General features: G+C 69.0%; 24 protein-coding genes and 2 riboswitches. Of the genes, 19 read left to right on the forward strand and 5 right to left on the reverse strand.

The features are described from left to right. Positions 1-227: 227 nt before the first annotated feature. From cobF to ACOAPY_RS08055, 3 genes are read right to left on the reverse strand one after another with little or no spacing between them, the layout of a single operon-like run. Positions 228-989, reverse strand: coding sequence for a precorrin-6A synthase (deacetylating) (cobF, locus tag ACOAPY_RS08045; RefSeq protein ID WP_465156048.1), 762 nt, complete (start codon positions 987-989; stop codon positions 228-230). Continuing rightward, positions 986-1696: a vWA domain-containing protein gene (locus ACOAPY_RS08050; protein WP_465156750.1), complete on the reverse strand. Its 711-nt coding sequence runs from the start codon at positions 1694-1696 to the stop codon at positions 986-988. Before ACOAPY_RS08050 ends, cobF begins: the two co-directional genes overlap by 4 nt. Continuing rightward, positions 1678-2679 carry an ATP-binding protein gene (locus ACOAPY_RS08055; protein WP_465156051.1) on the reverse strand — a complete coding sequence of 334 codons (1002 nt, stop codon included), beginning with the start codon at positions 2677-2679 and terminating at the stop codon, positions 1678-1680. The genes ACOAPY_RS08050 and ACOAPY_RS08055 overlap by 19 nt, the downstream gene beginning before the upstream one ends. A 481-nt stretch (positions 2680-3160) precedes the next feature. Here ACOAPY_RS08055 and ACOAPY_RS08060 point away from each other — a divergent pair, with 481 nt between their 5' ends. Further along, on the forward strand, positions 3161-4234 hold the full coding sequence (locus tag ACOAPY_RS08060; RefSeq protein WP_465156052.1) for a 3-deoxy-7-phosphoheptulonate synthase: 1074 nt from the start codon (positions 3161-3163) through the stop codon (positions 4232-4234). A 278-nt stretch (positions 4235-4512) separates the two neighbouring features. Here ACOAPY_RS08060 and cobN read toward each other — a convergent pair whose 3' ends face one another. Both cobN and cobW read right to left on the reverse strand, forming a co-directional pair. Then, positions 4513-8247, reverse strand: a complete 3735-nt coding sequence (gene cobN, locus ACOAPY_RS08065) for a cobaltochelatase subunit CobN (RefSeq protein WP_465156053.1) — start codon at positions 8245-8247, stop codon at positions 4513-4515. 161 nt (positions 8248-8408) lie between these two features. Continuing rightward, positions 8409-9458 carry a cobalamin biosynthesis protein CobW gene (gene cobW / locus ACOAPY_RS08070; protein WP_465156055.1) on the reverse strand — a complete coding sequence of 350 codons (1050 nt, stop codon included), beginning with the start codon at positions 9456-9458 and terminating at the stop codon, positions 8409-8411. Positions 9459-9554: 96 nt separating this feature from the next. Beyond that, positions 9555-9791, reverse strand: a riboswitch (cobalamin riboswitch). 94 nt (positions 9792-9885) lie between these two features. On the opposite strand from cobW, the gene ACOAPY_RS08075 reads away from it, so the two are divergent. From ACOAPY_RS08075 to ACOAPY_RS08160, 18 genes are all read left to right on the forward strand, one after another. Continuing rightward, a complete protein-coding gene (locus ACOAPY_RS08075) occupies positions 9886-10290 on the forward strand; it encodes a cobalamin biosynthesis protein (protein ID WP_286945033.1) in 405 nt (134 codons plus the stop codon). Then, positions 10287-11036: a precorrin-4 C(11)-methyltransferase gene (cobM, locus tag ACOAPY_RS08080; protein WP_286945035.1), complete on the forward strand. Its 750-nt coding sequence runs from the start codon at positions 10287-10289 to the stop codon at positions 11034-11036. The genes ACOAPY_RS08075 and cobM overlap by 4 nt, the downstream gene beginning before the upstream one ends. A 46-nt stretch (positions 11037-11082) precedes the next feature. Next, entirely contained in the window at positions 11083-11754 is a 672-nt protein-coding gene (locus ACOAPY_RS08085; protein WP_465156056.1) for a DNA-3-methyladenine glycosylase I, read from the forward strand. A 131-nt stretch (positions 11755-11885) separates the two neighbouring features. Continuing rightward, positions 11886-12653 (forward strand): NAD-dependent deacylase, encoded by a 768-nt coding sequence (locus ACOAPY_RS08090; RefSeq protein ID WP_465156057.1) that lies wholly within the window; start codon positions 11886-11888, stop codon positions 12651-12653. Between the two features lie 69 nt (positions 12654-12722). Then, a complete protein-coding gene (locus tag ACOAPY_RS08095) occupies positions 12723-13343 on the forward strand; it encodes a C40 family peptidase (RefSeq protein WP_076426108.1) in 621 nt (206 codons plus the stop codon). 78 nt (positions 13344-13421) lie between these two features. Beyond that, positions 13422-13937 (forward strand): C40 family peptidase, encoded by a 516-nt coding sequence (locus tag ACOAPY_RS08100; RefSeq protein ID WP_465156059.1) that lies wholly within the window; start codon positions 13422-13424, stop codon positions 13935-13937. Further along, positions 13934-14596 carry a class I SAM-dependent methyltransferase gene (locus ACOAPY_RS08105; RefSeq protein ID WP_465156060.1) on the forward strand — a complete coding sequence of 221 codons (663 nt, stop codon included), beginning with the start codon at positions 13934-13936 and terminating at the stop codon, positions 14594-14596. The genes ACOAPY_RS08100 and ACOAPY_RS08105 overlap by 4 nt, the downstream gene beginning before the upstream one ends. A 4-nt stretch (positions 14597-14600) precedes the next feature. Beyond that, positions 14601-14921, forward strand: a complete 321-nt coding sequence (locus ACOAPY_RS08110) for a hypothetical protein (protein WP_465156061.1) — start codon at positions 14601-14603, stop codon at positions 14919-14921. 32 nt (positions 14922-14953) lie between these two features. Beyond that, a riboswitch (cobalamin riboswitch) is annotated at positions 14954-15159 on the forward strand. Between the two features lie 109 nt (positions 15160-15268). Next, positions 15269-15880, forward strand: a complete 612-nt coding sequence (gene cobO, locus ACOAPY_RS08115) for a cob(I)yrinic acid a,c-diamide adenosyltransferase (RefSeq protein ID WP_280054697.1) — start codon at positions 15269-15271, stop codon at positions 15878-15880. Positions 15881-15995: 115 nt separating this feature from the next. Further along, entirely contained in the window at positions 15996-17288 is a 1293-nt protein-coding gene (locus tag ACOAPY_RS08120; protein WP_465156063.1) for a cobyrinate a,c-diamide synthase, read from the forward strand. Next, the gene (gene bluB, locus ACOAPY_RS08125) at positions 17285-17935 is read left to right on the forward strand and encodes a 5,6-dimethylbenzimidazole synthase (protein WP_465156064.1); all 651 of its coding nucleotides are present in this window, start codon (positions 17285-17287) and stop codon (positions 17933-17935) included. The genes ACOAPY_RS08120 and bluB overlap by 4 nt, the downstream gene beginning before the upstream one ends. Then, positions 17932-18837 (forward strand): adenosylcobinamide-phosphate synthase CbiB, encoded by a 906-nt coding sequence (cbiB, locus tag ACOAPY_RS08130; protein WP_465156065.1) that lies wholly within the window; start codon positions 17932-17934, stop codon positions 18835-18837. Before bluB ends, cbiB begins: the two co-directional genes overlap by 4 nt. Continuing rightward, complete coding sequence (gene cobD / locus ACOAPY_RS08135; protein WP_465156067.1) at positions 18830-19816, forward strand: threonine-phosphate decarboxylase CobD; 987 nt, start codon at positions 18830-18832, stop codon at positions 19814-19816. Before cbiB ends, cobD begins: the two co-directional genes overlap by 8 nt. Further along, positions 19813-21264, forward strand: coding sequence for a cobyric acid synthase (locus ACOAPY_RS08140; protein WP_465156068.1), 1452 nt, complete (start codon positions 19813-19815; stop codon positions 21262-21264). The genes cobD and ACOAPY_RS08140 overlap by 4 nt, the downstream gene beginning before the upstream one ends. Before the next feature lie 91 nt (positions 21265-21355). Next, positions 21356-21877 carry a bifunctional adenosylcobinamide kinase/adenosylcobinamide-phosphate guanylyltransferase gene (gene cobU / locus ACOAPY_RS08145; RefSeq protein WP_465156069.1) on the forward strand — a complete coding sequence of 174 codons (522 nt, stop codon included), beginning with the start codon at positions 21356-21358 and terminating at the stop codon, positions 21875-21877. Then, positions 21874-22929 (forward strand): nicotinate-nucleotide--dimethylbenzimidazole phosphoribosyltransferase, encoded by a 1056-nt coding sequence (gene cobT, locus ACOAPY_RS08150; protein WP_465156071.1) that lies wholly within the window; start codon positions 21874-21876, stop codon positions 22927-22929. Before cobU ends, cobT begins: the two co-directional genes overlap by 4 nt. Then, positions 22926-23498, forward strand: coding sequence for an alpha-ribazole phosphatase family protein (cobC, locus tag ACOAPY_RS08155; RefSeq protein ID WP_076579136.1), 573 nt, complete (start codon positions 22926-22928; stop codon positions 23496-23498). The genes cobT and cobC overlap by 4 nt, the downstream gene beginning before the upstream one ends. Continuing rightward, positions 23498-24238, forward strand: coding sequence for an adenosylcobinamide-GDP ribazoletransferase (locus ACOAPY_RS08160; protein ID WP_465156072.1), 741 nt, complete (start codon positions 23498-23500; stop codon positions 24236-24238). Before cobC ends, ACOAPY_RS08160 begins: the two co-directional genes overlap by 1 nt. Positions 24239-24325 lie beyond the last annotated feature (87 nt).

A 24325-nucleotide genomic window follows, 5' to 3' on the forward strand; every position in this document is an offset into this window, starting at 1 on the left:
ATTTTGTACATTAAGTTTATTTTTGGGTGCGACCGTCAATAGGGGGGCAGGAGTATTTTCTGGCGTCGAAAGGCTGGCGCAGCGATTGCTGTCGGCCAGATGGCTTCTGTCTTCGCAGGGGAAAAAGCCGCTCGGGATAAAGGAGCAGATAGCGCGAGGCTGTTCCTGCCCGATATGGATTCGATCAGGCGCAGGGTGGACAGCCTATTAGCTGTTCACCGACCGCTTCATGCACTGTCTGTCTTGCGCAACAGGTAGCTATCCATGATCCAGCCATTGCGCTCCCGCGCCTGCGCGCGAGTCGCGGCAATCCGCTCCGCCACTTCATCCAGCGGTCCCGCAATCAGAATCTCATTCGCCGTCCCCACATAGGCCCCCCAGTAGATATGCAGCCCCTGCCCGACAAACCTCAGGTAGGTGTCTTTGGCGTCGAGCATCACCGCCACGCTGTCCACACCCTGCGGCCAGCCCTCGGTCAACAAGCGGCCGGTGGTGATTTCCACGGCGCGGCCGATCTGGTTCAGTGGTATGCGGTGGCGGGCGGTGAGGGCCTGCAGGCTGGTGATGCCGGGGATCACGTCATAGCTGAGGTCGCTGCGCGTAGCGGCGATGGCCTCGATGATGCGGATGCTGCTGTCGTACAGCGAGGGATCGCCCCAGACCATGAAGGCGGCCGTCTCGCCATCGCTCATCTGCTCGTCGATCAGCTGCTCGAACACCGCCTGCTTGTCGCGGTTCAGCTCGTCCACGCTGGCGCGGTAGTCGGCGGCGTCGCGTACGCGTTCCGGCTGCTGGCCTTCGGCGAAGCGTGGGGCATGGCCGTCGAGGAAGCGTTCGCAGATTTCCCGGCGCAGGGCGTTGAGCTTGTGTTTGGCCGGGCCCTTGTCCATCAGGAAGATCACGTCGCTGCGGCGCAGGGCCTTGATCGCCTGTTGGGTGATGTAGTCCGGGTCGCCGGCGCCGATGCCGACCAGCAGCAGTTCTTTCATGGTCTGTTCCAGGTGGGCGCGCCGGAGGCGGGCGCCAGTTCGTCGATATGGTGGTAGTCGGCGCCCAGCTCGCTGGCCAGCTGGCGGGCGCGGCCGAGGCGGATGGGGGCGCGTTCGATGTCCAGCAGCAGGCCGGGGCAGGGTAGCGTGGTAAGCCGCGGCCAGTCGCGCAGGCGGCCGTCGGTGAGTAGCAGCAGGCGCTGTTGCTCGCCCGGTTTGTGGCGTTGTCGGCGGATGAGCCAGGGCGTGGCCAGTTGCAGGGCCTCGATGATCGGCGTGCCACCGCCGGCGCCGAGCTGCTGCAGCCAGGCGTGCAGCTCAGGTGAGGCCTTTTGGCCGTGCCACAGCCAGCGTGGCTGCGCGCCGCCGGCTTCGAGCACGGCCAGGCGCGCGCGCTGGCGGTAGGCACTGGCGAACAGTTCGGCGAGCAGGCCCTTGGCCTGGGCCAGGGCGCCATGGCGACGGGTGCTGGCCGAGGCATCGACGATCACCAGCCATAGCTCGCCGGGGCGCAAGCGGCGGGCGTGCCAGTGCAGGTCTGCGCGGCGACGCGGGCGGCCGTGGGCGAGGGTCGCTGGCCAGTCGATACGCGTGGGCGTGCCAGTGCCGCGTGCGCCGCTGCGTCCGCCTTGGGCCTGGCCGGGGAGGGGTAGGGCATCCGCGCCTGGGGCCTGGTGCGGGCGGATGCTCAGGGCTTTTTTGGCCAGGTGGGGGGCTCGCGTCGTTCGCCAATGGCTACGGCCTGCGGCGGTAGCGCGCCCCACTGGCCTTCGCCCGGGTCCTGTTGCGCTGGCTGTTGTTCCGACGGGTTGGGCGCCGGGGACTGGCTGGCGACGGGTGGCGTTTGTTCGCGGCGGCGATGGGCGAGGACGAAGGGCTCCAGGACGTCGATATCCTGCGCTTCGATCCGGCTGACGCCGCGCCAGGCGGCATGGGCGCGGGCGCCGCGCAGCCACACCAGGTCGGCGCGCAGGCCGTCCACGGCAGCGGCGAAGCAGCGCTGGGCGATGGCGTCCAGGCTGGCGTCGTCCAGCGGGATGTCGCTCAGGCGCTGGCGAGCGTCGGTACAGCGCTGGCGCAGCGCGTCCTGCTCGTTCTGCCACTGGGCGAGGAAGGCTGCGGGGGCGTCGTCGAAGGCCAGGCGACGGCGCACGATTTCCGCACGCTGCGCGGGTTCGGGCGTGCCGCCAAGCTGCACCTTGAGGCCGAAACGGTCGAGCAGCTGCGGGCGCAGCTCGCCTTCTTCGGGGTTCATGGTGCCGATCAGCACGAAGCGCGCCGGGTGGCTGTGCGACAGGCCATCGCGCTCAATGTGGTTGATGCCGCTGGACGCCACGTCAAGCAGCAGGTCGACCAGGTGGTCGGGCAGCAGGTTGACCTCGTCGACGTAGAGCACGCCGCCGTGGGCATTGGCCAGCACGCCAGGGGAGAAGCGCACGCGGCCTTCTCCGAGCGCGGCATCCAGGTCGAGGGTGCCGACGATGCGCTCTTCGCTGGCGCCCAGCGGCAGGGTGACGAAGCGGCCGCCATCGAGCAGGTCGGCCACGCCGCGCGCCAGGGTGGACTTGGCCATGCCGCGCGGGCCTTCGATCAGTACGCCGCCGAGGGCCGGGTCGATGGCGGCCAGGCACAGCGCCAGCTTGAGCTCGTCGGCGGCCACCACGGCGGCCAGGGGGAAATGGGGCTGCATGGCGTTACCTCGGATCAAAGGTTGAAAAAAAGTGGGGGGATCGGTTAGCGTGGCAACCATCGCTCTGGAGATCAGCATGTCGTCTCGTCCTTCCCTGAACCGCCTCGTTCGCTCCGCCGCTGTCGGCGTGGCTGGCGTGTGCGCGCAGGTCGAGGCCGTCGCTTATTTCTTTTACGGGTATTGGTTTAGCCAGCGGCGCGCCTGATACCCCACAGGCGCCCCAGAGCAAAGGGTCGCCACCAGCCAGTTTCACGAAACCCCGGTCGGCCACCCGACCGGGGTTTTTGTTTTTTCGGCCCACAAGGCCAGCACGACGCACACAGAGGATCGAAACATGACCGCTTACACCGCCTATTACCGCAGCTACCGCAACTCCGCCTGGCGATTTAGCAGCGCTGCCGCGCACCTCCGAGAATCCAGTCGAACACCCAGATAGTGCGCCGCGCGTGGCATGAAGCCACGCCGGACGAGGACCACCGCCATGAATGCTTCCGTTACCGCTCTGCACGCACAAGCCGTGCCGCCATCCACCACTCGCCGCCGCGCCACGCCGCTGCCGAGCCCCACCGATCTGCGTCAGCGCCTGCCGTTGTCCGCCGCTCTCGCTGCCCAGGTTCACACCCAGCGCGAGGCTATCCGTGCCGTGCTCGACGGTTCCGACCCGCGCCTGCTGGTCGTCGTCGGCCCCTGTTCCCTGCACGATCCGATGTCCGCCCTCGAATACGCCGACCGCCTGGCTGCACTGGCCTTTGATGTGAGCGATCAGATGCTGCTGGTGATGCGCGCCTACGTCGAGAAGCCGCGCACCACCATCGGCTGGAAGGGCCTGGTGTACGACCCGCAGCTGGATGGCAGCGGCGACATGGCCGGCGGCCTGGAACTGTCGCGCCGGCTGATGCTGGCCATGCTCGAACGCGGCCTGCCGGTGGCCACCGAGCTGCTGCAACCGTTGGTGGCTGGCTACTTCGACGACCTGCTGGGCTGGGCCGCCATCGGCGCGCGCACCAGCGAGTCGCAGGTGCACCGCGAGCTGGTCAGCGGCCTGGATCTGCCGGTGGGCTTCAAGAACGGTACCGATGGCAGCCTGTCGATTGCCTGCGACGCTATGCGCTCGGCGGCGCACCCGCACCAGCATTTCGGTGTGGACGGCCTGGGCCGCCCGGCGCTGGTCGAGACCGATGGCAACCCGGATACCCACCTGGTGCTGCGCGGCGGCCACAGCGGGCCGAACCATGATGCGGCCAGCGTGGCCGTGGCGCGGGCCAGCCTGGAAAAGCAGGGCATCGCCGCACGGATCATGGTCGACTGCAGTCACGCCAACAGCGGCAAGGACCCGCTGCGCCAGCCCGCGGTGCTGAGCGACGTGCTCGACCAGCGCCTGGCCGGCGACGCCAGCCTGCGCGGGGTGATGCTGGAGAGCCACCTGTTCGACGGCTGTCAGGCGCTGTCCGCCGAACTGCGCTACGGCGTGTCGATCACCGACGGCTGCCTGGGCTGGAGTGGCACCGAGGCGATGCTGCGCGAGGCGGCCGAGCGGCTGCGTGTGGGGCGTTGAGCTTCTGCCCTTTCCCCAGCCCTCTCCCATAAATGGGAGAGGGGGATGCGGCGAGTAGGGCGGGTGAAACCCGCGTTGGCTTGGTACGACGACACCCCTCTCCCCTCGGGAGAGGGGCCGGGGGTGAGGGTGGTGGCGTGCGGCTCGGATCTCCCTCACCCCAACCCCTCTCCCGGAGGGAGAGGAGCTAGTCGGGATCCGCACATGGGAGCTGGGTAGCCCGGATGCAATCCGGGGCGGGCAATCCCGGATTGCATCCGGGCTGCAGGCTGTAAGGCTCATGACTCCTCCGCATCCAGCAGCAGGTTTTCCAGCGCCGTCCGGTACTCGCCGGGCTGCTGCCAGAGGCCGCGCTGCTGGGCCTCCAGCAGACGTTCGAGCATGTCCTGCAACGCACCGGGGTTGTGCTGCTGGATGAAGTCGCGGGTCTCGCGATCGAGCAGGTAGGCATCGGCCAGCAGGGCGTACTGGTGGTCGTCGACCAGCTCGCTGGTGGCGTCGAAGCCGAACAGGTAGTCGACCGTGGCGGCCAGCTCGAAGGCGCCCTTGTAGCCGTGGCGCTTCATCCCGGCGATCCACTTGGGATTGACCGCGCGGGCGCGTACCACGCGGCCGAGTTCTTCCTTGAGCGTGCGAATACGCGGGTTGTCCGGCTGGCTGCTGTCGCCAAAGTAGCTGGCGGCCTTTGCCCCGCGCAGGGTCTCGACCGCCGCCAGCATGCCGCCCTGGAACTGGTAGTAGTCGTTGGAATCGAGGATGTCGTGCTCGCGGTTGTCCTGGTTGTGCAGTACGGCCTGCAGCTGCTGCAGGCGTTCGGCGAACTGCGCGCGCGCCGGCAGGCCTTCGGCGCCCTGGCCGTAGGCGTAGCCGCCCCAGTTCAGGTAGACCTCGGCGAGGTCGGCACGGGTCTGCCACAGGCGTTCTTCCACCGCGTTCTGGATGCCGGCGCCATAGGCACCCGGCTTGGCGCCGAAGATGCGCCAGCCCGCCTGGCGGCGCGCTTCGACAGGGTCCAGGCCCTGGTCCTGATGGCTCAGGGTTTCCTGCCAGACGCGCGCGGCCAGTGGGTTCATGTCCTCGGGTTCGTCCAGCTCGGCCACGGCTTGCACGGCCTGGTCGAAGAGGCGAATCAGATTGGCGAAGGCGTCGCGGAAGAAACCAGAGACGCGCAAGGTCACGTCCACCCGTGGGCGGCCGAGTTGCTCCAGCGGCAGTACCTCGATGCGCTCGACCCGCTGGCTGCCGGGCTGCCATACCGGGCGCACGCCGAGCAGCGCCAGGGCCTGGGCGATATCGTCGCCGCCGGTGCGCATGGTCGCCGTGCCCCAGACCGACAGGCCCAGACGCTGCAGGTGTTCGCCCTCGTCCTGCAGATGGCGCTCGAGCAGGCGCTCGGCGCTCTGCACGCCGATGCGCCAGGCGGTGGGCGTGGGCAGGTGGCGCACGTCCACCGAATAGAAGTTGCGTCCGGTCGGCAGCACGTCCAGGCGCCCGCGACTGGGTGCGCCGCTCGGCCCTGGCGGCACGAAGCGGCCTGCAAGCGCGGCGAGCAGGCCGTTCATCTCGGCGCTGCCGCAGCTATCCAGCATTGGGGCGATATGGCTGCGCAGTTCGTTCAGCACCCATTCGCTGGCGGGGCCGGGCGCAGGCGATGCGGGCTGCTCGATCAGTTGCAGGGCCAGCAGCTCCAGACGCTCACGGGTGTCGCCACGGCTGCGCCAGGGCTCATCACTGAGTGCTTGCAGGCAATCCGGGCGTGGGCCGTTCCAGGGCTCGGCTGGCTCGCCGCCGAGCGGGTCGAAGCCCAGCTCAAGGTCCTGGGCGAGCGCGCGTAACAGGCTGGCGTGCTGGCCATGACCCTCGCCACGCGGGATGCGTACCAGCGAGAGCAGGGTGTCGCGGCGCAGGCGCCCGCTCGGTGATTCGCCGAAGCAGTGCAGTCCGTCGCGAATCTGCGATTCCTTGAGGTCGCACAGGTAGGCGTCCAGCTGCGGCAGCCAGCTGTCCGGGTCGTCATTGACCTGTAGGCCCAGCTCGCGGTCGAGGCTGGCTTCGCGCACCTTGCGCTGGATTTCGCTGCGCAGCTCCACGGCGCGGCGCGGGTCGAGCTGGCTGGCCTCGTAGTACTCGTCGGCCAGGCGCTCCAGGTCGCGCAGCGGGCCGTAGCTCTCGGCGCGGGTCAGCGGCGGCATCAGGTGGTCGAGAATCACCGCCTGGGTACGGCGCTTGGCCTGGGCGCCTTCGCCGGGGTCGTTGACGATAAAGGGATAGAGGTTGGGCAAGGGGCCTAAGATCGCGCTCGGCCAGCAGGCCTCGGACAGGCCGACGCTCTTGCCCGGCAGCCACTCCAGGTTGCCGTGCTTGCCGACATGGATCAGTGCGTCGACAGCGAACGCGCTGCGCAGCCAGCAGTAGAAGGCGAGATAACCATGTGGTGGTACCAGATCCGGATCGTGGTACACCGCCGCAGCGTCCAGTTGGTAACCGCGTGCCGGCTGGATGCCGACGAAGGTCAGGCCGAAGCGCAGGCCGGCGATCATCAGGCGGCCGCCACGGTACATCGGGTCCTGCTCGGGCGGGCCCCAGCGCTCGGTCACGGCGCGCTGATTGGCTGCGGGCAGGCTGGCGAACCAGCGCTGGTAGTCGTCCAGCGCCAGGCTCTGGGCGCAGGGGCGCAGGTCGAGGTTGTCCAGGTCGTTGGTCACGCCGCCGAGCAGTAGGTGGATCAGCGCGGTGCCGTCGCTCGGCAGGCTATCGACTGGATAACCCTGCTGCTGCAGGGCGCGTAGGATATTCAGCGCAGCGGCCGGGGTGTCCAGGCCGACGCCGTTGCCGATGCGGCCGTCGCGGGTTGGGTAGTTGGCCAGGATCAGGGCGACGCGCTTTTCGGCGTTGGCCTTGGCTGCGAGCTGGGTCCAGCGTCGTGCCAGTTCGGCGACGAAGTCCATGCCCGGCAGGTGTGGGCGGTAGCGCACCACGTCGCTCTGGCTGCGCTCGCTGCGCGCTGCCACGCCCTTGAAGGTAATCGGCCGGGTGATCAGGCGGCCATCCAGCTCGGGCAGGGCGATATGCATGGCCAGGTCGCGCGGGCCCAGGCCCTGGGCACTGGCCTGCCACTGCTCTTCGCTGTCCAGGGCGCAGAGCGCCTGCAGCACCGGTACATCGCGGCGGAACGGCCGCGCTTGTGGCGACTCCGGGTTGGATTGGGCGAAGCCGGTGGTGTTGAGGATCACCGCCGCGTTGGTCTCATCCAGCCAGGCTTCGACCTGCGCCAGGCATTCGGCTTCCTTGAGGCTGGCTACGGCTATCGGCAGCGGGTTGAGACCCTGGGCCTGCAGGCGCTGGCAGAAGATGTCGACGAAGGCCGTGTTCCCGGCCTGTACCTGGGCGCGGTAGAACAGCAGCGCCGCCACCGGCCGGCCGGGTTGCCAGTCGGCGCGCCAGTGATCCAGGGTTGTCTCAGCATGGCGCGGGTGATGGATCAGCGTGCGCGGCAGGGCGCGCGGCTCGATCCAGGGGTAGTCGCGCTGCAGCCAGCGGCTGGCGATGCAGTGCAGCAGATGGCGGGCATTGTCCGCACCGCCCTGGCGCAGGTACTGCCACAGGCGCTGGCTGTCCTCGCTTGCCACGTTGCTCAGTTCGCTCAGCTCGGGATCGGCGCGGTCGTCGCCCGGCACCAGGATAATGGTGGCGCCCAGGCGGCCCAGCTCGACCACACGTTCGATGCCGTAGCGCCAGTAGCTGACGCCGCCGTGCACCGAGATCAGGATGACCTTGGCGTGGCGCAGCACCTGCTCGACGTAGAAATCCACCGAAGCATGGTTGGGCAGCTGCGCCGGGCTGGCCAGGCGCAGGCTGGGGAAATCCGCGGGCAGCTCGCGTGCGACCTCGGCCAGCAAGGAGAGGTGCGAGTCACCGGTGCAAAGGATCACCAGCTCGGCCGGGGTCTGGCCGAGGTCGGCGATGCTGTCGGCCGGCAGGGTGACGCCGGCCTGGGCGCGGAGCAGGTGCATGAGTCAGGGCTCCGAGTGGCCTGGGAGGCCCTCACCCCAGCCCTCTCCCGGGGGGAGAGGGAGTCGGTGCTGCGCCAGATTTTCAGTTGAGCATGGCTTTGCTCCCCTCTCCCCTCGGGAGAGGGGCCGGGGGTGAGGGAGCCACAGCCGACTCGCGCTCATCACGCCAGCACGGCCTTCAACTCCGCCTCGATGGCGGCACGGTCGAGGTCCTGGCCGATCAGCACCAGGCGCGTTTGCCTCGCCTCGTCGGCGCCCCAGGCGCGGTCGAAGTGGCGGTCGAAGCGCTGGCCGACGCCCTGGACCAGCAGGCGCATGGCCTTGCCGGGGATGGCGGCGAAGCCCTTGACGCGCAGGATGCCGTGCCTGGCCACGGCCTCCTTCAGGGCGGCCAGCAGACGCGCTTCCTCGGCTTCCGGCAGCACGACGTCGAAGGCGTCGAACTCGTCGTGGTCGTGGTCCTCGTCTTCCTCGTCGTGGTGGGTGCGCCGGCTGTCGATATGCAGCTCGGTCTCGCAGTTCAGGCCGAGCAGCACCTCCAGCGGCAGCTCGCCGCCCTGGGCCTCGACCACCTTGACTGCTGGCGGCAGCTCCTCGGCCACTTCGGCGCGCACGGCAGCCAGCGCATCGGCATCCAGCAGGTCGGTCTTGTTCAGCAGCACCAGGTCAGCGCTGGCCAGCTGGTCGGCGAACAGCTCGTGCAGCGGCGACTCGTGGTCCAGGTTCGGGTCCTGCTTGCGCTGGGCGTCCACCTGCTCGGGGAAGGCGGCGAAGGTGCCGGCGGCCACGGCCGGGCTGTCGACCACGGTGATCACCGCATCCACGGTGCAGGCGGTGCGGATCTCCGGCCAGTTGAAGGCCTGTACCAGCGGCTTGGGCAGCGCCAGACCGCTGGTTTCGATGAGGATATGGTCGAGCTCGCCGCGGCGTGCCACCAGCTCGCGCATCACCGGGAAGAACTCTTCCTGCACGGTGCAGCACAGGCAGCCGTTGGCCAGCTCGAAGATGCGACCTTCGGCCTCTTCCTCGCTGCAGCCGATGGAGCATTGCTTGAGGATGGCGCCGTCGATACCCAGCTCGCCGAACTCGTTGACGATCACTGCGATGCGCCGGCCGCCCGCGTGGCTCAGCAGATGACGCAGCAGGGTGGTTTTGCCGGCACCGAGAAAACCGGTGACGATGGTGACGGGGAGTTTGGCGAGAGTGTGCATGGCGGCCCTGCTGCGTCGGGAAAATGGACGGACGGGCAGGGCGGGGCTCCCGCAGGCGAGCGAGGGCCGAACACCACCGGATCACCCCGCCCGGTTGTCGAACACTTTCACGAGGCAGGTCTCCTGGCTCACGGCGTGAGGCCGAAAGCCTCCTGCGATCTCTGGCGAGATCATAGGGGGCTCGGGCTCGATCCTTCGCCTTCCCACCCCTGAGGGCAGTGGCATGTCGAAGGACGTCATCCGTTCACAGTTGCGGGGGCAGCCAGGGCATCGACCCTGTTCCCTCTTAGCTTCTTCGCCGGGCGAAGAAGAACCTCGGAAAGGGCGCAAGGCTACGCAGCGGCCGGGAAGCGGTCAACCGCGCGGTTGACCCGCATCGGCGCGCGTGCTGAGCTACGCGGCCTTTTGGCTCGCAGCGGGGGTACCCATGCCGATTCGCCTGATCGCCGGGTTCGGCTGCCGGCGCGGTTGTCCGGTGGACGAACTGCAGGTGCTGCTGCTGCAGTGCCTGGCCGCCCATGGCCGACAGCTGGACGAACTGGTCGGGCTGGCCAGCAGCGCGCACAAGCGTGGTGAGCCTAGTTTGCAGACTTTGGCAGAGCGCCTGGGGCTGCCGCTGGAACATGTAGCGGCCGAGGCACTGCAGGCATTCGCCGGGCAGGCCGAGGTCAACCCGCTCACCCAGCAAGTGGCCGGCAGCCCGGCGGTGGCCGAGCCCAGCGCCCTGGCCGCCGCCGCGCGCCATGGGCGGGCGCAGCTGCTCGGCCCGCGCCTGCGCAGCGCCAATGCCACCTGCGCCCTGGCGCGCATCGATTCGGAGCCCTGTGCATGACCGTCTATTTCATTGGCGCCGGCCCCGGCGACCCCGAGCTGATCACCGTCAAGGGCCAGCGCCTGATCCGCAGCTGCCCGGTGATCCTCTATGCCGGTTCGCTGGTGCCGGCGGCGCTGCTCGACGGCCACCGCGCCGAGCGGGTGGTGAATACCGCCGAACTGCACCTGTCGCAAATCGTCGCCCTGCTGGCCGAGGCCCATGCCCTGGGCCAGGACGTGGCCCGCGTGCATTCCGGCGACCCCTCGCTGTATGGCGCGATTGGCGAGCAGATCCGCGAGCTGCGTGCGCGGAATATCCCCTTCGAGATCATCCCCGGGGTAACCGCGACCGCTGCCTGCGCAGCGCTGCTGGAGGTCGAGCTGACCCTGCCGGAGGTGGCGCAAACAGTGATCCTCACCCGCTACGGGCACAACTCGCCGATGCCGGCTGGGGAGGAGCTGGGCGCCCTGGCCAGCCATCGCGCAACCCTGGCCATCCACCTCGGCGTGCAGCACTTGCCGCGCATCGTCGACGAGCTGTTGCCTTACTACGGCGCCGATTGCCCGATCGCCGTGGTGCACCGCGCCAGCTGGCCCGACCAGGACTGGGTACGCGGCACCCTGGCGGACATCGAGGCGCGAGTGGCGGTGAAGGGCTTTCGCCGCACCGCGCTGATTCTGGTCGGGCGGGTCCTGGCCACGGACGATTTCGCCCAGTCGGCGCTGTATGCCGAGGCAACGCGCCACCTCTATCGCCTGGACTGAGCCCGCGTGCGTCGGGCAACCTTCGCGGCTGCAAGGGAGATCAAGCATGCGTGACTATCAATGGCTCCACGAATACTGCCTCAACCGCTTCGGCTCGGCCGCCGCGCTGGAGGCGCGTCTGCCGCAGCCCCGCTCCGACGCCGAGCTGCGTGCGCTGAGTGATGATCGCTACCTGTCGCTGCTGGCGCTGCGGGTGTTCCGCGCCGGGCTCAAACACAGCCTGGTCGACGCCAAGTGGCCGGCCTTCGAGCAGGTGTTCTTCGGCTTCGATCCGGAGAAGGTGGTGCTGATGGGCGCTGAGCATCTGGAGCGGCTGATGCAGGATGCGCGGCTGATCCGTCACTTGGGCAAGCTCAAGAGCGTGCCGCGCAATGCCCAGTTCATCCTCGATGTGCGCCAGGAAAAAGGCAGCTTCGGCACGCTGATCGCCGACTGGCCGGTGACCGATATCGTCGGCCTGTGGAAGTACCTGGCCAAGCACGGCAACCAGCTCGGCGGCCTGTCCGCGCCGCGCTTCTTGCGCATGGTCGGCAAGGACACCTTCATCCCGACCGACGACATGGTTGTCGCGCTCAAGGCCCAGCAGATCATCGACAAGGCGCCAACCAGCCAGAAGGACCTGGCCCTGGTGCAGGCCGCCTTCAACCAATGGCACGCGCAGAGTGGCCGGCCGCTGTGCCAGTTGTCGGTGATGCTCGCTCATACGGTAAACCACTAGCGCGGACGGGGCGGAGCAATCGCTTTCCCCCCTCTCCCGTCAACGGAGAGGGTCGGGGAGAGAGTGGCTGGTTTCTTCCCGCGCCTGTGCAGGCTCTTGAGCCATCTTTCATTGCTACTACGGGGGCAGGTATGAACAGCGATACCCTGAAGGTCGCCCAGGCCATCCAGAACGCCGAGCGCATCCTGATCATCACCGGTGCCGGCCTGTCGGCTGACTCCGGGCTGCCGACCTATCGCGGCCTCGGCGGGCTGTACAACGGCCTGACTGCCGAGGGCCTGCCGATCGAGGCGGCGCTGTCCGGGCCGATGCTGCAGCGCGATCCGGCGTTGTGCTGGAAGTACCTGGCCCAACTGGGCGAAGCCTGCCTGGGCGCGGCGCCGAATGCCGGGCATGCCGCCATCGCCGAGCTGCAGCGGCGCAAGCCCGGTTGCTGGGTGCTGACGCAGAACATCGATGGCTACCACCGCGTCGCGGGTTCGCCGGTGGAGCGCCTGATCGAGATCCACGGCGAACTGGCACCGCTGTACTGCCAGTCCTGCGGGGCCGAGGACCCGGAGCTGGCCGAGCACCTGCGTCGTCCGCTGCCGCCCTGTTGTGCACAATGCGGGGGCGTGCTGCGCCCGCCGGTGGTGCTGTTCGAGGAAATGCTGCCCGAGGATGCCATTGGTCGGCTTTATGACCAGGTGCGCCAGGGCTTCGAGGTGGTGATCGCGGTGGGTACCACGGCGAGCTTCCCCTATATCGTCGAACCGGTGCTGGAAGCCCGCAGAAACAAGGGTTTCACGGTAGAGGTGAACCCGCAGCAGACCGACATCAGCCGCCTGGTGGATGTCCGTCTGTCGGGGAGGGCGTCAGACGTTTTGGCGGAACTACTAAGTCACATTTCCGGGCATTGAATTTGCAAATCTCGTCGATAGACGGCATAGTCGCCCACCAATAAAAACCAGACAGACACGGTCGTGCCCATGCTAAAGCGCTTCGCACCCCTCGTGCCCATTGCACTCTCAGTCCTGCTGGCGGCCTGTGCCAACCAGCAACCGACGTCGCAGTACCAGATGGATCTGGCTCAACAACAACAGCCGCAGCAGCCGGTCGAAAGCATGACCGACGAGCAGATGGCTGATCTGACCGACGACAAGCCCTACGAGCTGCCGTCGTTGGCGGATAACATCCTCAGTCACGGCCTGTCCCTGGTCGGTACCCGTTACCGCATGGGCGGCACCTCGGTGCTCAGTGGTTTCGACTGCAGCGGTTTCGTCGGCTTCCTGTTCAAGGAAGAAGCTGGCATGAAGCTGCCGCGCTCCACCCGCGAGCTGATCAACCTCGATGCGCCGCTGGTGTCGCGCAACGAGCTGGAGCCGGGCGACCTGATCTTCTTCAACAACCGTGGCCGTGGCCGCGTCAGCCATGCCGGCATCTATCTGGGCGATGACCAGTTCATCCATTCCAGCAGCAGCCGCAGTGGTGGCGTGCGCGTGGACAGCCTGGACGACAGCTACTGGAGCCGCAGCTACATGGAGGCCAAGCGCGTGCTGGCCCTGGCTCCGGAACAGCCGAGCGCCGACGCCCACACGCACAAGCGCTGAGCCAATATGGAGCACGGGCCTTGCGCCCGTGCTCGCGAGCCGGCAGAGTAGGGCGCATTCCGGCCCGGACGCCCGCCCATGCATTTTATGGCTCGTCTTTCCCTGCTTGCCCTCGCCGCGCTGCTCACCGCCTGCGCCGGCAACCCTCCCGCCAAAGAACCCAGCAATCCCTTCCCGATCGTGGATGGCAGCGCCGACGACGTGCTGATCAGCGCTATCGGTCTGGTTGGCACGCCCTATCGCTACGGCGGCAACACCCCGGAGAGCGGTTTCGACTGCAGCGGCCTGATCGGCTACGTCTACCGCAATTCCGCCGGCATCAGCCTGCCGCGCTCGACCCGCGAGATGATCGGCGTGCGCGCACCCAGCGTGGGCCGTAACGAGCTGCAGAGCGGCGACCTGGTGTTCTTCGCCACCAACGGCGGGGGCCAGGTCAGCCATGCGGGCATCTATGTCGGCGAGGGTCGCTTCGTGCACGCGCCGTCCAGCGGCGGTACCGTGCGCCTGGATTACCTCAGCCAGGCCTACTGGCAGAAGAGTTACCTGGGCGCCAAGCGGGTGCTGGCGGCACGTCAGCTGGCACGCCAGCCATGACCAACCGCACGCTGAATCTCGATGACGCGCTGTACCAGTACCTGCTGGACGTTTCCCTGCGCGAGTCACCGCTGCTAAAGCGCCTGCGCGAGGAGACCGCGCAGCTGCCCACTGCGCGCTGGCAGATTGCGCCCGAGCAGGGCCAGTTCATGGCTCTGCTGGTGCAGATCAGCGGCGCGCGCAAGATTCTCGAAATCGGCACCTTCACCGGCTACAGCGCGCTGTGCATGGCCCAGGCCATGCCGGCGGACGGCCGGCTGATCTGCTGCGACCTGCCCGGCGAGTACAACGCCATCGCGGAGCGCTACTGGCACGAGGCGGGAGTGGCCGAGCGCATCGACCTGCGCCTGGCGCCGGCGCTGGAGACCCTCAGTGCGCTGGAGCGCGGCGGGCAGAGCGAAAGCTTCGACCTGATCTTCATCGACGCTGACAAGGCCAATTACCGGGTGTACCTGGAGCATGCCCTGGTACTGGTGCGTCAGGGCGGGCTGATCCTGTTCGACAACGTGCTATGGAGCGGCAGGGTGCTGGAACAGAGCCCGGAAAGCGCCGATACCCGCGCCATCCAGGCGCTCAACCGTGGCCTGCTGCGGGACAGTCGCATCGACCTCAGCCTGCTGCCGCTGGGCGACGGCCTGACCCTCTGTCGCAAACGCTGAGACCATGGCCGAGACGATCCGCCTGCCCCCGCAGCCGGCAGCCTGTGAGCTGTGTGCCCGCCAGCTACCGCTGACCCGTCATCACCTGATCCCCAAGGCCCTGCACGACAAACCCTATGTGCAGAAGCGCTTCGCCAGGGCTGAGCGCATCACCGCCACTCTGTGGGTCTGCCGCGCCTGCCACAACCAGATCCACCGGCTGTTCGACGAGAAGGAGCTGGCGCTGACCTACAACAGTCGCGAGGCCCTGCTGGCCGACGAGCGCCTGCGCACCTTCGTCGCCTGGCTGGCGAGCAAGCCGGCCGGTTTTACCCCGCGCTTCTGAGCGCGCGTTGACGCTCCCGCCCCCAGCCTCTACCCTGCGCGCCTGCAACAGGTGCCCCCGCCATGCGTGGCCGAGGGGTGAAACAGGGAAGCCGGTCCATTCAAGCCGGCGCTGCCCCCGCAACGGTAGGTGAGACAAGGGTCGCCTACGCCACTGTGCTGCGGCACGGGAAGGCGCGACCCGCAGGCCAATGGCCTGGCTCACGAGCCCGGAGACCGGCCTGTCGCGCTTCCACGGCATTGCGGCGGGCTTTGCGGGTGGGCAGGGCCTGTGGCCCTTCCTGCGTGCGTCCGTGTTTTGCCTTTCGACACCCAATGTCTGGCCCCGGGGCCGGACAGGAGAGCGGCATGGCCGAATCGGCAGAACGCGACGCCCGCCACCAGGCGCGCATGCAGCGCAAGAAAGCCCTGATCGACGCGAAGATCGCCCAGGCCCAGGACGAATACGGCCTGCTGCTGGTGCACGCCGGCAACGGCAAGGGCAAGAGCAGCTCGGCGTTCGGCATGGTCGCCCGCGCCCTCGGCCACGGTATGAAGGTCGGCGTGGTGCAGTTCATCAAGGGCGCCGCCAGCACCGGCGAGGAGGCCTTCTTCCGCCGCTTTCCCGATGAGGTGCAGTGGTTCGTGATGGGCGAGGGCTTCACCTGGGAGACCCAGGACCGCCAGCGCGACATCGCCATGGCCGGCGAGGCCTGGCAGGTGGCGCAACGTCTGCTGGCCGATGACAGTATCGGCCTGGTGGTGCTGGACGAGCTGAACATCGCCCTCAAGTATGGCTACCTGCAGCTCGATCAGGTGCTCGCCGACATCGAGGCGCGGCCGCTGCTGCAGCACGTGGTGGTGACCGGGCGCGGCGCCCTGCCTGAGCTGGTCGAGGCGGCGGACACGGTGACCGAGATGACGCTGGTCAAGCATGCCTTCAAGGCCGGGGTGAAGGCGCAGAAGGGGGTCGAGTTTTGAACCGCTACCCTCTCCCCAGCCCTCTCCCGCACGCGGGAGAGGGCGATACGAGCCTCAAGCTCTCGCGTACCACTCCCCTCTCCCATTTATGGGAGAGGGGCCGGAGGAGAGGGCAATGACCACGCGCAGTTGCCCGGCGCTGCTGATCGCCGCGCCTGCCTCCGGCCAGGGCAAGACCACCGTCACCGCCGCCCTGGCGCGCCTGCACCGTCGGGCCGGGCGCCGCGTGCGGGTGTTCAAGTGCGGCCCGGACTTCCTCGATCCGATGATCCTCGCCCGCGCCAGCGGCGCGCCGGTGTACCAGCTGGACCTGTGGATGGTCGGCGAGGACGAGTGCCGGCGCCTGCTCGGGCAGGCGGCGCAGGAGGCTGACCTGATCCTCATCGAAGGCGTCATGGGCCTGTTCGATGGCCAGCCTTCGGCCGCCGACCTGGCGCGCCGCTTCGGCGTGCCGGTGCTCGGCGTGATCGATGCCGGCGCCATGGCCCAGACCTTTGCCGCCCTGGCCTACGGCCTGGCGCATTTCCAGGCCGATCTGCCGTTCGCCGGGGTGCTGGCCAACCGCACCGGCAGCGAGCGCCACAACGGCATCCTGCAGACCAGCCTGCCGCCCTCGATCCGTTGGTTCGGCGGCCTGCCGCGCTCGGCGGCGCTGGAGCTGCCACGCCGCCACCTGGGGCTGATCCAGGCCGAGGAACTGGCCGACCTCGATGCGCGTCTGGACGCCGCCGCCGATGCCCTGCTGGCCAGTGCCGGCGAGGTACTGCCCGAGCCGGTGAGCTTCGCCGCCCCGGACGACCCGTGTATCGAGCCGCTGCTGGCCGGCGTGCGCATCGGCGTGGCGCGCGACACCAGTTTCGCCTTTCTCTATCAGGCCAACCTCGATTTGTTGCGCGCGCTGGGCGCCGAGCTGCGCTTCTTCTCCCCGCTGGCCGACGCGGCCCTGCCGGCCGTCGACAGCCTCTACCTGCCCGGCGGCTATCCCGAGCTGCACCTGCAGGCGCTGGCCGACAACCGACCGATGCTGCGGGCCATTCGTGCTCACCATGACGCCGGCAAGCCGATCCTCGCCGAGTGCGGCGGCATGCTTTACCTGCTCGAGGCCTTGACCGACAAACAGGACGCCAGCGCCGAGCTGCTCGGCCTGCTGCCGGGCAGCGCGCGCCTGCAGCCACGCCTGGCTGCGCTGGCTCTGCAGCAGGTGGAGCTGCCGGAAGGGACCTTGCGCGGGCATACTTACCACCATTCCGTGCTGGACTGTGCCCTGGCGCCGCTGGCCCGGGGCGTTTGCCCGAATGGCAAGCCGGTGGCCGAGGCGGTATATCGTCTGGGGCGCCTGACCGCCTCCTACATCCACTTCTACCTGCCGTCCAACCCCCGGGCGGCGGCCGAGCTGTTGCTGCCATGACCGACCACGCCTTCAGCCCCGAGGAACGCGCCGCGGTGTACCGCGCCATTGCCGAGCGCCGTGACATGCGTCATTTCGCCGGTGGCGAGGTGGCCCCGGAGCTGCTGACCCGGCTGCTGCAGGCGGCGCACCAGGCACCGAGCGTCGGCCTGATGCAGCCCTGGCGCTTTATCCGCATCACCCGGCCGGAGCTGCGCGAGAGTATTCATGGCCTAGTCGAAGCCGAACGGGTGCGTACCGCCGAGGCCCTGGGCGAGCGCAGCGACGAGTTCATGCGGCTCAAGGTCGAGGGCATCCGCGACTGCGCCGAGCTGCTGGTGGCGGCCCTGATGGACGGGCGCGAGGCTCATGTGTTCGGCCGCCGTACCTTGCCGCAGATGGACCTGGCTTCGCTTGCCTGTGCCCTGCAGAACCTCTGGCTGGCGGCGCGTGCCGAGGGCCTGGGGATGGGCTGGGTGTCGCTGTTCGATCCACTCGAACTGGCGCAGTTGCTGGGCATGCCTGCAGGTAGCCAGCCGGTGGCGGTGCTCTGTCTGGGCCCGGTGAGCGAGTTCTACGACAAGCCGATGCTGGTGCAGGAAGGCTGGGCCCGCGAGCAGGTGCTGGACGAGCTGGTGTTCAGCGACCAGTGGGGGCAGCGCTCGTGAGTGTCGCACTGTCCGCCCTGGCTGGCGTCGGCCTGGATGCCTGGCTCGGCGAGCCGCGGCGCTGGCACCCGCTGGTGGGCTTCGGCCACCTGGCACAGCGCATCGAGCAGCGCCTCAATTCGGGCGGGCGCGGCTGGCGCAGCCACGGGGTCAGCGGCTGGTGCCTGGCGGTACTGCCGCCGGTGCTGCTGGTCTGGCTGTTGAGCCTGAGCAGCCTCGGCTGGCTGGTCGATATCCTGGTGCTGTATTTCGCCCTCGGCCTCAAGAGCCTCGGCCAGCACGCGTTGCCGGTAGCGCAGGCGCTGCGCCTGGGCAATCTCGGCGAGGCGCGGCGCCGCGTCGGCTACCTGGTCAGCCGCCGTACCAGCGAGCTGGATGCCTGCGGCGTGGCCCGCGCTGGCACCGAGTCGGTACTGGAGAATGGCGCCGATGCGGTGTTCGCCTCGCTTTTCTGGTTCGTCGTGCTGGGCGCGCCGGGCGTGCTGCTGCACCGCCTGAGCAACACCCTGGACGCTATGTGGGGCTATCGCAACGAGCGTTTCGAGCGCTTCGGTTGGGCCGCCGCGCGTATCGACGATGTACTCAATTACCTTCCGGCGCGTCTGGTGGCACTGACCTACGCGCTGCTGGGCCGGACCGCCACGGCCCTGCGCTGCTGGCGGCGCCAGGCGCCGCAGTGGGACAGCCCCAACGCTGGGCCGGTGATGGCCGCCGGCGCCGGCGCGCTGCAGGTGCAGCTGGGTGGCTCGGCCATCTACCACGGCGTCGAGGAGCAGCGCCCGCAGCTGGGCGAGGGGGCACCGGCGCAGGCGCGCGATATCGAGCGCGCGCTCAACCTGGTCTACCTCGGTGTGCTGCTGTGGCTGGTTGGGCTGGCCATCGGGGAGTTCTACCTTGCTTGAGCATGGCGGGCGGTTGCGCGCGGCGGCGCAGCGCTATGGCATTGCCGTGGCGGACTGGCTCGACCTGTCCACCGGCATCGCGCCCTATGGTTGGTCGCTGCCGCCGATCCCGGCCGATGCCTGGCAGCGCCTGCCGGAGCAGGACGATGGTCTGGAAGCGCTGGCCCGCGATTACTACGGCGCCGCCGCACTGCTGCCGGTGGCCGGCTCGCAGGCGGCGATCCAGGCCTTGCCGCGCCTGCGCCGCCCCGGTATGCGGGTCGGCGTGGTGTCGCCAGCCTATGCCGAGCACGCATTGGCCTGGCGCCGCGAGGGGCATCTGGTACAGGAGCTGAGCGAGGGCGCGGTGGAGCGCTCGCTGGAGCGCTTCGACGTACTGCTGGTGATCAACCCGAACAACCCCAGCGGCCGGCTGATCGAACGCACGCGCCTGCTCGACTGGCACGCACGTCTGGCCGAACGCGGTGGCTGGCTGGTGGTGGACGAGGCGTTCATGGACTGCACGCCGCAACACAGCCTGGCCGCCGAGAGCCAGCGGCCGGGGTTGATCGTCTTGCGCTCGTTCGGCAAGTTCTTCGGCCTGGCCGGTATCCGCCTGGGCTTCGTCCTGGCCGAGCAGGCGCTGCTCGATCACCTCGGCGAGCAGCTCGGCCCCTGGACCGTCAGCGGGCCGGCTCGTGCGGTGGCCAGCGCCTTGCTGGCCGACAGCCAGGGCCAGCAGCGCCAGCGTGAACGCCTGTCTGGCGACGGTCTGCGCCTAGCCGTGCTGCTCAGTGCCCATGGTCTGGCGCCGGCCGGTGGCACGGCGCTGTTCCAGCTGGTCGGCCACCCGCACGCCGTCGGTCTGCACGGCTACTTCGCCCGGCGCGGCATCCTGTTGCGCCTGTTTGCCGAGAGCCGCTGCCTGCGTTTCGGCCTGCCGGGCGACGAGGCCGGCTGGCAGCGCCTGGAGCAGGCACTGCAGGAGAGACCCGCATGACCACGCTGATGATTCAGGGCACCACCTCGGATGCCGGCAAGAGCACCCTGGTGACCGCCCTGTGCCGCTGGCTCAGACGCCAGGGCGTCAGCGTGGTGCCGTTCAAGCCGCAGAACATGGCGCTCAACAGCGCGGTGACAGCCGATGGCGGCGAGATCGGCCGCGCCCAGGCGGTGCAGGCCCAGGCCGCGGGGCTGGCACCGCACACCGACATGAATCCGGTGCTGCTCAAGCCCAATTCCGATACCGGCGCCCAGGTGATCATCCAGGGCCGCGCCATCGGCAACATGCATGCGGTGGCCTACCACGACTACAAGCAGGTCGCCCGCGCGGCAGTCCTCGAATCCCATGCGCGCCTCGCCGCGCAGTACCCGGTGGTGATGGTGGAGGGTGCCGGTTCGCCGGCCGAGATCAACCTCAGGGCCGGGGACATCGCCAACATGGGCTTCGCCGAGGCGGTGGACTGCCCGGTGCTGCTGATCGCCGATATCGACAAAGGTGGGGTGTTCGCCCACCTGGTCGGCACCCTGGAGCTGCTCTCGCCGAGCGAGCAGGCGCGAGTCAAAGGCTTCGTGATCAACCGCTTCCGCGGCGACATCGCCCTCCTGCAGCCGGGGCTGGACTGGCTGGAAGCGCGTACCGGCAAGCCGGTACTCGGCGTGCTGCCGTACCTGATGGACTTCCACCTGGAGGCCGAGGATGCGGTGCAGGTGCTGCAGCCGGACAAGGACCGCGAAGTGCTGCGCGTGGCGGTGCCGGTGTTGCCGCGCATCAGCAACCACACCGACTTCGACCCGCTGCGCCTGCACCCGCAGGTGGATCTGCAGTTCATCGGCCCCGGCCAGGCGATACCGCCGGCCGACCTGATCATCCTGCCCGGCTCGAAGAGCGTGCGCGCCGATCTGGCGCGCCTGCGCGAGCACGGCTGGGACGCCGCCATCGCCCGCCACCTGCGCTATGGCGGCAAGGTCCTCGGCATCTGTGGCGGGCTGCAGATGCTCGGCAGCCGCATCGACGATCCCCATGGCCTGGAAGGCCCGGCCGGCAGCAGTACAGGCCTCGGCCTGCTCGACTACGCCACCGTGCTGGAGCCGGAAAAGCAGCTGCGCAATGTGCGTGGCCGTCTGGCCCTGGATGATCTGGACGTCAGCGGCTACGAGATCCATGCCGGGGTCAGCGCCGGCCCGGCACTGGCCACGCCCGCCGTGCGCCTGGACGATGGCCGCGTCGACGGCGCTCTCAGCGCCGACGGCCAGGTCATGGCCACCTACCTGCACGGTCTGTTCGAGGCGCCGGCCGCCTGCGCCGCGCTGCTCGCCTGGGCGGGCCTGCGCGAGGCGCGGCAAGTGGATTACCATGCGCGCCGCGAACGTGACATCGAGCGCCTGGCCGACCTGGTCGAGGCGCACCTGGATACCCAAAGGCTCCGCGCATTGTGCGGGCTTTAGTTGTTGTGGGAGCGGCCTTGGCCGCGATGGGGGTGGCTGCAAAGCATCGCGACCAAGGTCGCTCCCACTGGCTCTCCAATAGGATTTTCCGATGCTCGAACTGATCCTCGGCGGCGCCCGCTCCGGCAAGAGCCGTCTGGCCGAGCGGCTGGCCACGCAGAGCGGCCTGGCCGTGACCTACATCGCCACCAGCCAGGCGCTGGACGGCGAGATGAGCACGCGCATCCAGCACCACCGCCAGCGCCGTCCGGCCGACTGGGGCCTGGTGGAGGAACCCCTCGAACTGGCTCGCGCCCTGCGCGACAATGCCGCCCCCGGCCGCTGCCTGCTGGTCGACTGCCTGACCCTGTGGCTGACCAACCTGCTGATGCTGGACGACGACACGCGCCTGGCCATGCAGCGCGATGCCTTTCTCGAGGCACTGGCCGAGCTGCCGGGGCGCATCATCCTGGTCAGCAACGAGACCGGCCTGGGCGTGGTGCCGCTGGGCGAACTGACCCGGCGCTATGTCGATGAGGCCGGCTGGCTGCACCAGGCCGTGGCCGAACGGGCCGAGCGGGTGCTGTTCACCGTCGCCGGCCTGCCCATGCTGCTCAAAGGAGAGCCGCTATGACTGTTTCGCCCTGGTGGCAGCAGGCCTGCCGCCAGCCTGATGCCGCCGCCGAGGCCGCTGCCCTGGCGCGCCAGGCGCAGCTGACCAAACCGCGCGGCGCCCTCGGCGCGCTGGAGGCGCTGGCCGTGCGCCTGGCCGCCCTGCAGGGGCGCGAGAAGCCGGCCATCGACAAGCCGCACCTGACGCTGTTCGCCGGCGACCACGGCGTGGTCGCCGAAGGCGTGTCCGCCTACCCGCAGGCGGTGACCGCGCAGATGCTCGGCAACTTCGTCGCCGGCGGCGCGGCGATCAGCGTGCTGGCCCGCGAGCAGGGCGTGCCGCTGCGCCTGGTCGACCTCGGCACCATCGATACGTCACTCGAATTGCCCGGTGTGCACCACCTGCGCCTGGGTGCCGGCACCGCCAACTTCGCCGTGCAGCCGGCGATGACCGCGGAGCAGTGTGCGGCCGCCCTGCAGGCCGGTCGCGATACCCTGCAGCAAGTGCTGGCCGAGGGCTGCGACCTGTTCCTGGCCGGCGAGATGGGTATCGGTAACACCAGCGCCGCCACCGCCCTGGCCTGTGCCCTGAGCGATCTGCAGCCGGCGCAGCTGACCGGGCCCGGTACCGGCCTTGACGGTGCCGGCGTGGAGCGCAAGCTGGCCGTGATCGAACGCGCCCTGGCCCTGCACCGCGAGCACCTTGCGGACCCCACAGAGGCCCTGCGCCGGGTCGGCGGCTTCGAGCTGGCGGCGCTGGCCGGTGCCTACCTGGCCTGTGCCCAAGCCGGCGTACCGGCGCTGGTCGATGGCTTTATCTGCACGGCTGCCGCACTGTGCGCCGTGCGCCTGAACCCCGGCGTGCAGCCCTGGCTGCTGTTCGCCCATGCCGGCGCCGAGCCGGGCCACGCCGCGCTGCTGGCCGAACTGGATGCCGTCCCGCTGCTCGACCTCGGCCTGCGCCTGGGCGAGGGCAGCGGCGCGGCGCTGGCGCTACCCCTGATCAAACTGGCCTGCGCGCTGCATGGCGGCATGGCTACCTTTTCTGAAGCCCTGGTTGAGGACAAACAATGACGCTTTCCCTGGACATGTTGCGCCACGGCGTAACCGATGGCGGCCCCGGTTTCCGTGGCAGCAGTGACGACGCCCTGACCGAGCAGGGCCGCCAGCAGATGCAGCTGGCCCTGGCCGGCAAAGGCGGCTGGGATCTGGTGATCAGCTCGCCACTGCAGCGCTGCGAGAGTTTCGCCCGCGAGTTTGCCGAGGCCAATGGCCTGCCGCTGCGTATCGAGGCCGACCTGCGCGAGCTGCATTTCGGCGCCTGGGAAGGGCGCAACTCGGCGCAGGTGCTGCTCGAAGACCCGGAGGCGCTCGGCCAGTTCTGGAACGATCCGTATCACTTCACTCCGCCCGAGGCCGAGCCGGTGCGCGACTTCGCCGCGCGCGTGCTCGGCGCCGTCGAGCGCCTGCAGGCCGAGTTGGACGGCCAGCGCGTGTTGCTGGTGACTCACGGCGGCGTTATGCGCCTGCTGCTGGCGCGCGCGCGCAACCTGCCGGAAAACCAGCTGCTGCAGGTGGAAGTGGGCTACGGCGCACTGCACGGACTGCAGGTCGAGCCGGGTCTGCAACTGACCGAAGCCTGATGCTGCCAACGCCCGCGCTGATCGCCCTGCAATTCCTCACCCGCCTGCCGGTGCGCCTGCCCGGCATGCCGGAGCCCGAGCAGATCGGCCGCTCGCTGCTCTGGTATCCGCTAGTCGGGGCGCTGCTCGGCGGCCTGCTGCTGGCGCTGCACGGGCTGCTGGGTGATACACCAGCGTTGCTCCAGGCGGCCATCCTGCTGGCCGTCTGGGTCGGCTTGTCCGGTGGCCTGCACCTGGACGGCCTGGCCGACACGGCCGATGCCTGGATCGGCGGGCATGGTGATCGCCAGCGCACGCTCGACATCATGAAGGACCCGCGCAGCGGACCGATCGCCGTGGTTGTGCTGCTGCTGGTGGTGCTGCTCAAGTTCGCCGCCCTGGTGGTGTTGCTGGGGCAGGGCGCCTGGGCCGGCCTGTTGCTGGCGCCCTGGCTCGGCCGGGCGCTGCTGCCGCTGCTGCTGCTGACCACCCCTTACGTGCGTGCCGGCGGCCTCGGCGCCGCGCTGGCCGCGCATCTGCCGCGCCAGCTGCTGCCATGGGTGCTGGCCAGCCACGGCCTGGCCATGCTGCTGCTCGGCTGGAGCGGGCTGTTGGCGCTGGGCGCCGCCGCGCTGGCGTTCTGGCTGCTGCGCCGCGCCTTCGTCGCACGTCTCGGCGGCACCACTGGCGATACCGCCGGGGCGCTGCTGGAGCTGGGTGAGTGCGCGGTGTTGCTGGTGCTGGCGCTGCTACTTTTTTGAATGCGGCGCGAGGTGTTCCAGGGGTGTCGTTGGCGGCGGCCTGTCTTGTTGGGCGGTCTGGTGATCTTGGTTCGACTGTTTCATATC

The organism is Pseudomonas stagnisoli (genome assembly GCF_048595745.1).
Lineage (GTDB): Bacteria > Pseudomonadota > Gammaproteobacteria > Pseudomonadales > Pseudomonadaceae > Aquipseudomonas > Aquipseudomonas alcaligenes_A.

Coding starts and splice junctions, on each gene's coding strand:
- ACOAPY_RS08060 (WP_465156052.1), top strand. CDS start 3,161: ATGAATGCTTCCGTTACCGCTCTGCACGCACAAGCCGTGCCGCCATCC.
- cobO (WP_280054697.1), top strand. CDS start 15,269: ATGGCCGAATCGGCAGAACGCGACGCCCGCCACCAGGCGCGCATGCAG.
- cobN (WP_465156053.1), bottom strand. CDS start 8,247: ATGCACCTGCTCCGCGCCCAGGCCGGCGTCACCCTGCCGGCCGACAGC.
- ACOAPY_RS08160 (WP_465156072.1), top strand. CDS start 23,498: ATGCTGCCAACGCCCGCGCTGATCGCCCTGCAATTCCTCACCCGCCTG.
- ACOAPY_RS08055 (WP_465156051.1), bottom strand. CDS start 2,679: ATGCAGCCCCATTTCCCCCTGGCCGCCGTGGTGGCCGCCGACGAGCTC.
- cobT (WP_465156071.1), top strand. CDS start 21,874: ATGACTGTTTCGCCCTGGTGGCAGCAGGCCTGCCGCCAGCCTGATGCC.
- cobW (WP_465156055.1), bottom strand. CDS start 9,458: ATGCACACTCTCGCCAAACTCCCCGTCACCATCGTCACCGGTTTTCTC.
- ACOAPY_RS08090 (WP_465156057.1), top strand. CDS start 11,886: ATGAACAGCGATACCCTGAAGGTCGCCCAGGCCATCCAGAACGCCGAG.
- cobM (WP_286945035.1), top strand. CDS start 10,287: ATGACCGTCTATTTCATTGGCGCCGGCCCCGGCGACCCCGAGCTGATC.
- ACOAPY_RS08105 (WP_465156060.1), top strand. CDS start 13,934: ATGACCAACCGCACGCTGAATCTCGATGACGCGCTGTACCAGTACCTG.
- cobF (WP_465156048.1), bottom strand. CDS start 989: ATGAAAGAACTGCTGCTGGTCGGCATCGGCGCCGGCGACCCGGACTAC.
- cobU (WP_465156069.1), top strand. CDS start 21,356: ATGCTCGAACTGATCCTCGGCGGCGCCCGCTCCGGCAAGAGCCGTCTG.
- ACOAPY_RS08100 (WP_465156059.1), top strand. CDS start 13,422: ATGCATTTTATGGCTCGTCTTTCCCTGCTTGCCCTCGCCGCGCTGCTC.
- ACOAPY_RS08095 (WP_076426108.1), top strand. CDS start 12,723: ATGCTAAAGCGCTTCGCACCCCTCGTGCCCATTGCACTCTCAGTCCTG.
- ACOAPY_RS08085 (WP_465156056.1), top strand. CDS start 11,083: ATGCGTGACTATCAATGGCTCCACGAATACTGCCTCAACCGCTTCGGC.
- ACOAPY_RS08140 (WP_465156068.1), top strand. CDS start 19,813: ATGACCACGCTGATGATTCAGGGCACCACCTCGGATGCCGGCAAGAGC.
- cobC (WP_076579136.1), top strand. CDS start 22,926: ATGACGCTTTCCCTGGACATGTTGCGCCACGGCGTAACCGATGGCGGC.
- ACOAPY_RS08075 (WP_286945033.1), top strand. CDS start 9,886: ATGCCGATTCGCCTGATCGCCGGGTTCGGCTGCCGGCGCGGTTGTCCG.
- bluB (WP_465156064.1), top strand. CDS start 17,285: ATGACCGACCACGCCTTCAGCCCCGAGGAACGCGCCGCGGTGTACCGC.
- ACOAPY_RS08110 (WP_465156061.1), top strand. CDS start 14,601: ATGGCCGAGACGATCCGCCTGCCCCCGCAGCCGGCAGCCTGTGAGCTG.
- ACOAPY_RS08120 (WP_465156063.1), top strand. CDS start 15,996: ATGACCACGCGCAGTTGCCCGGCGCTGCTGATCGCCGCGCCTGCCTCC.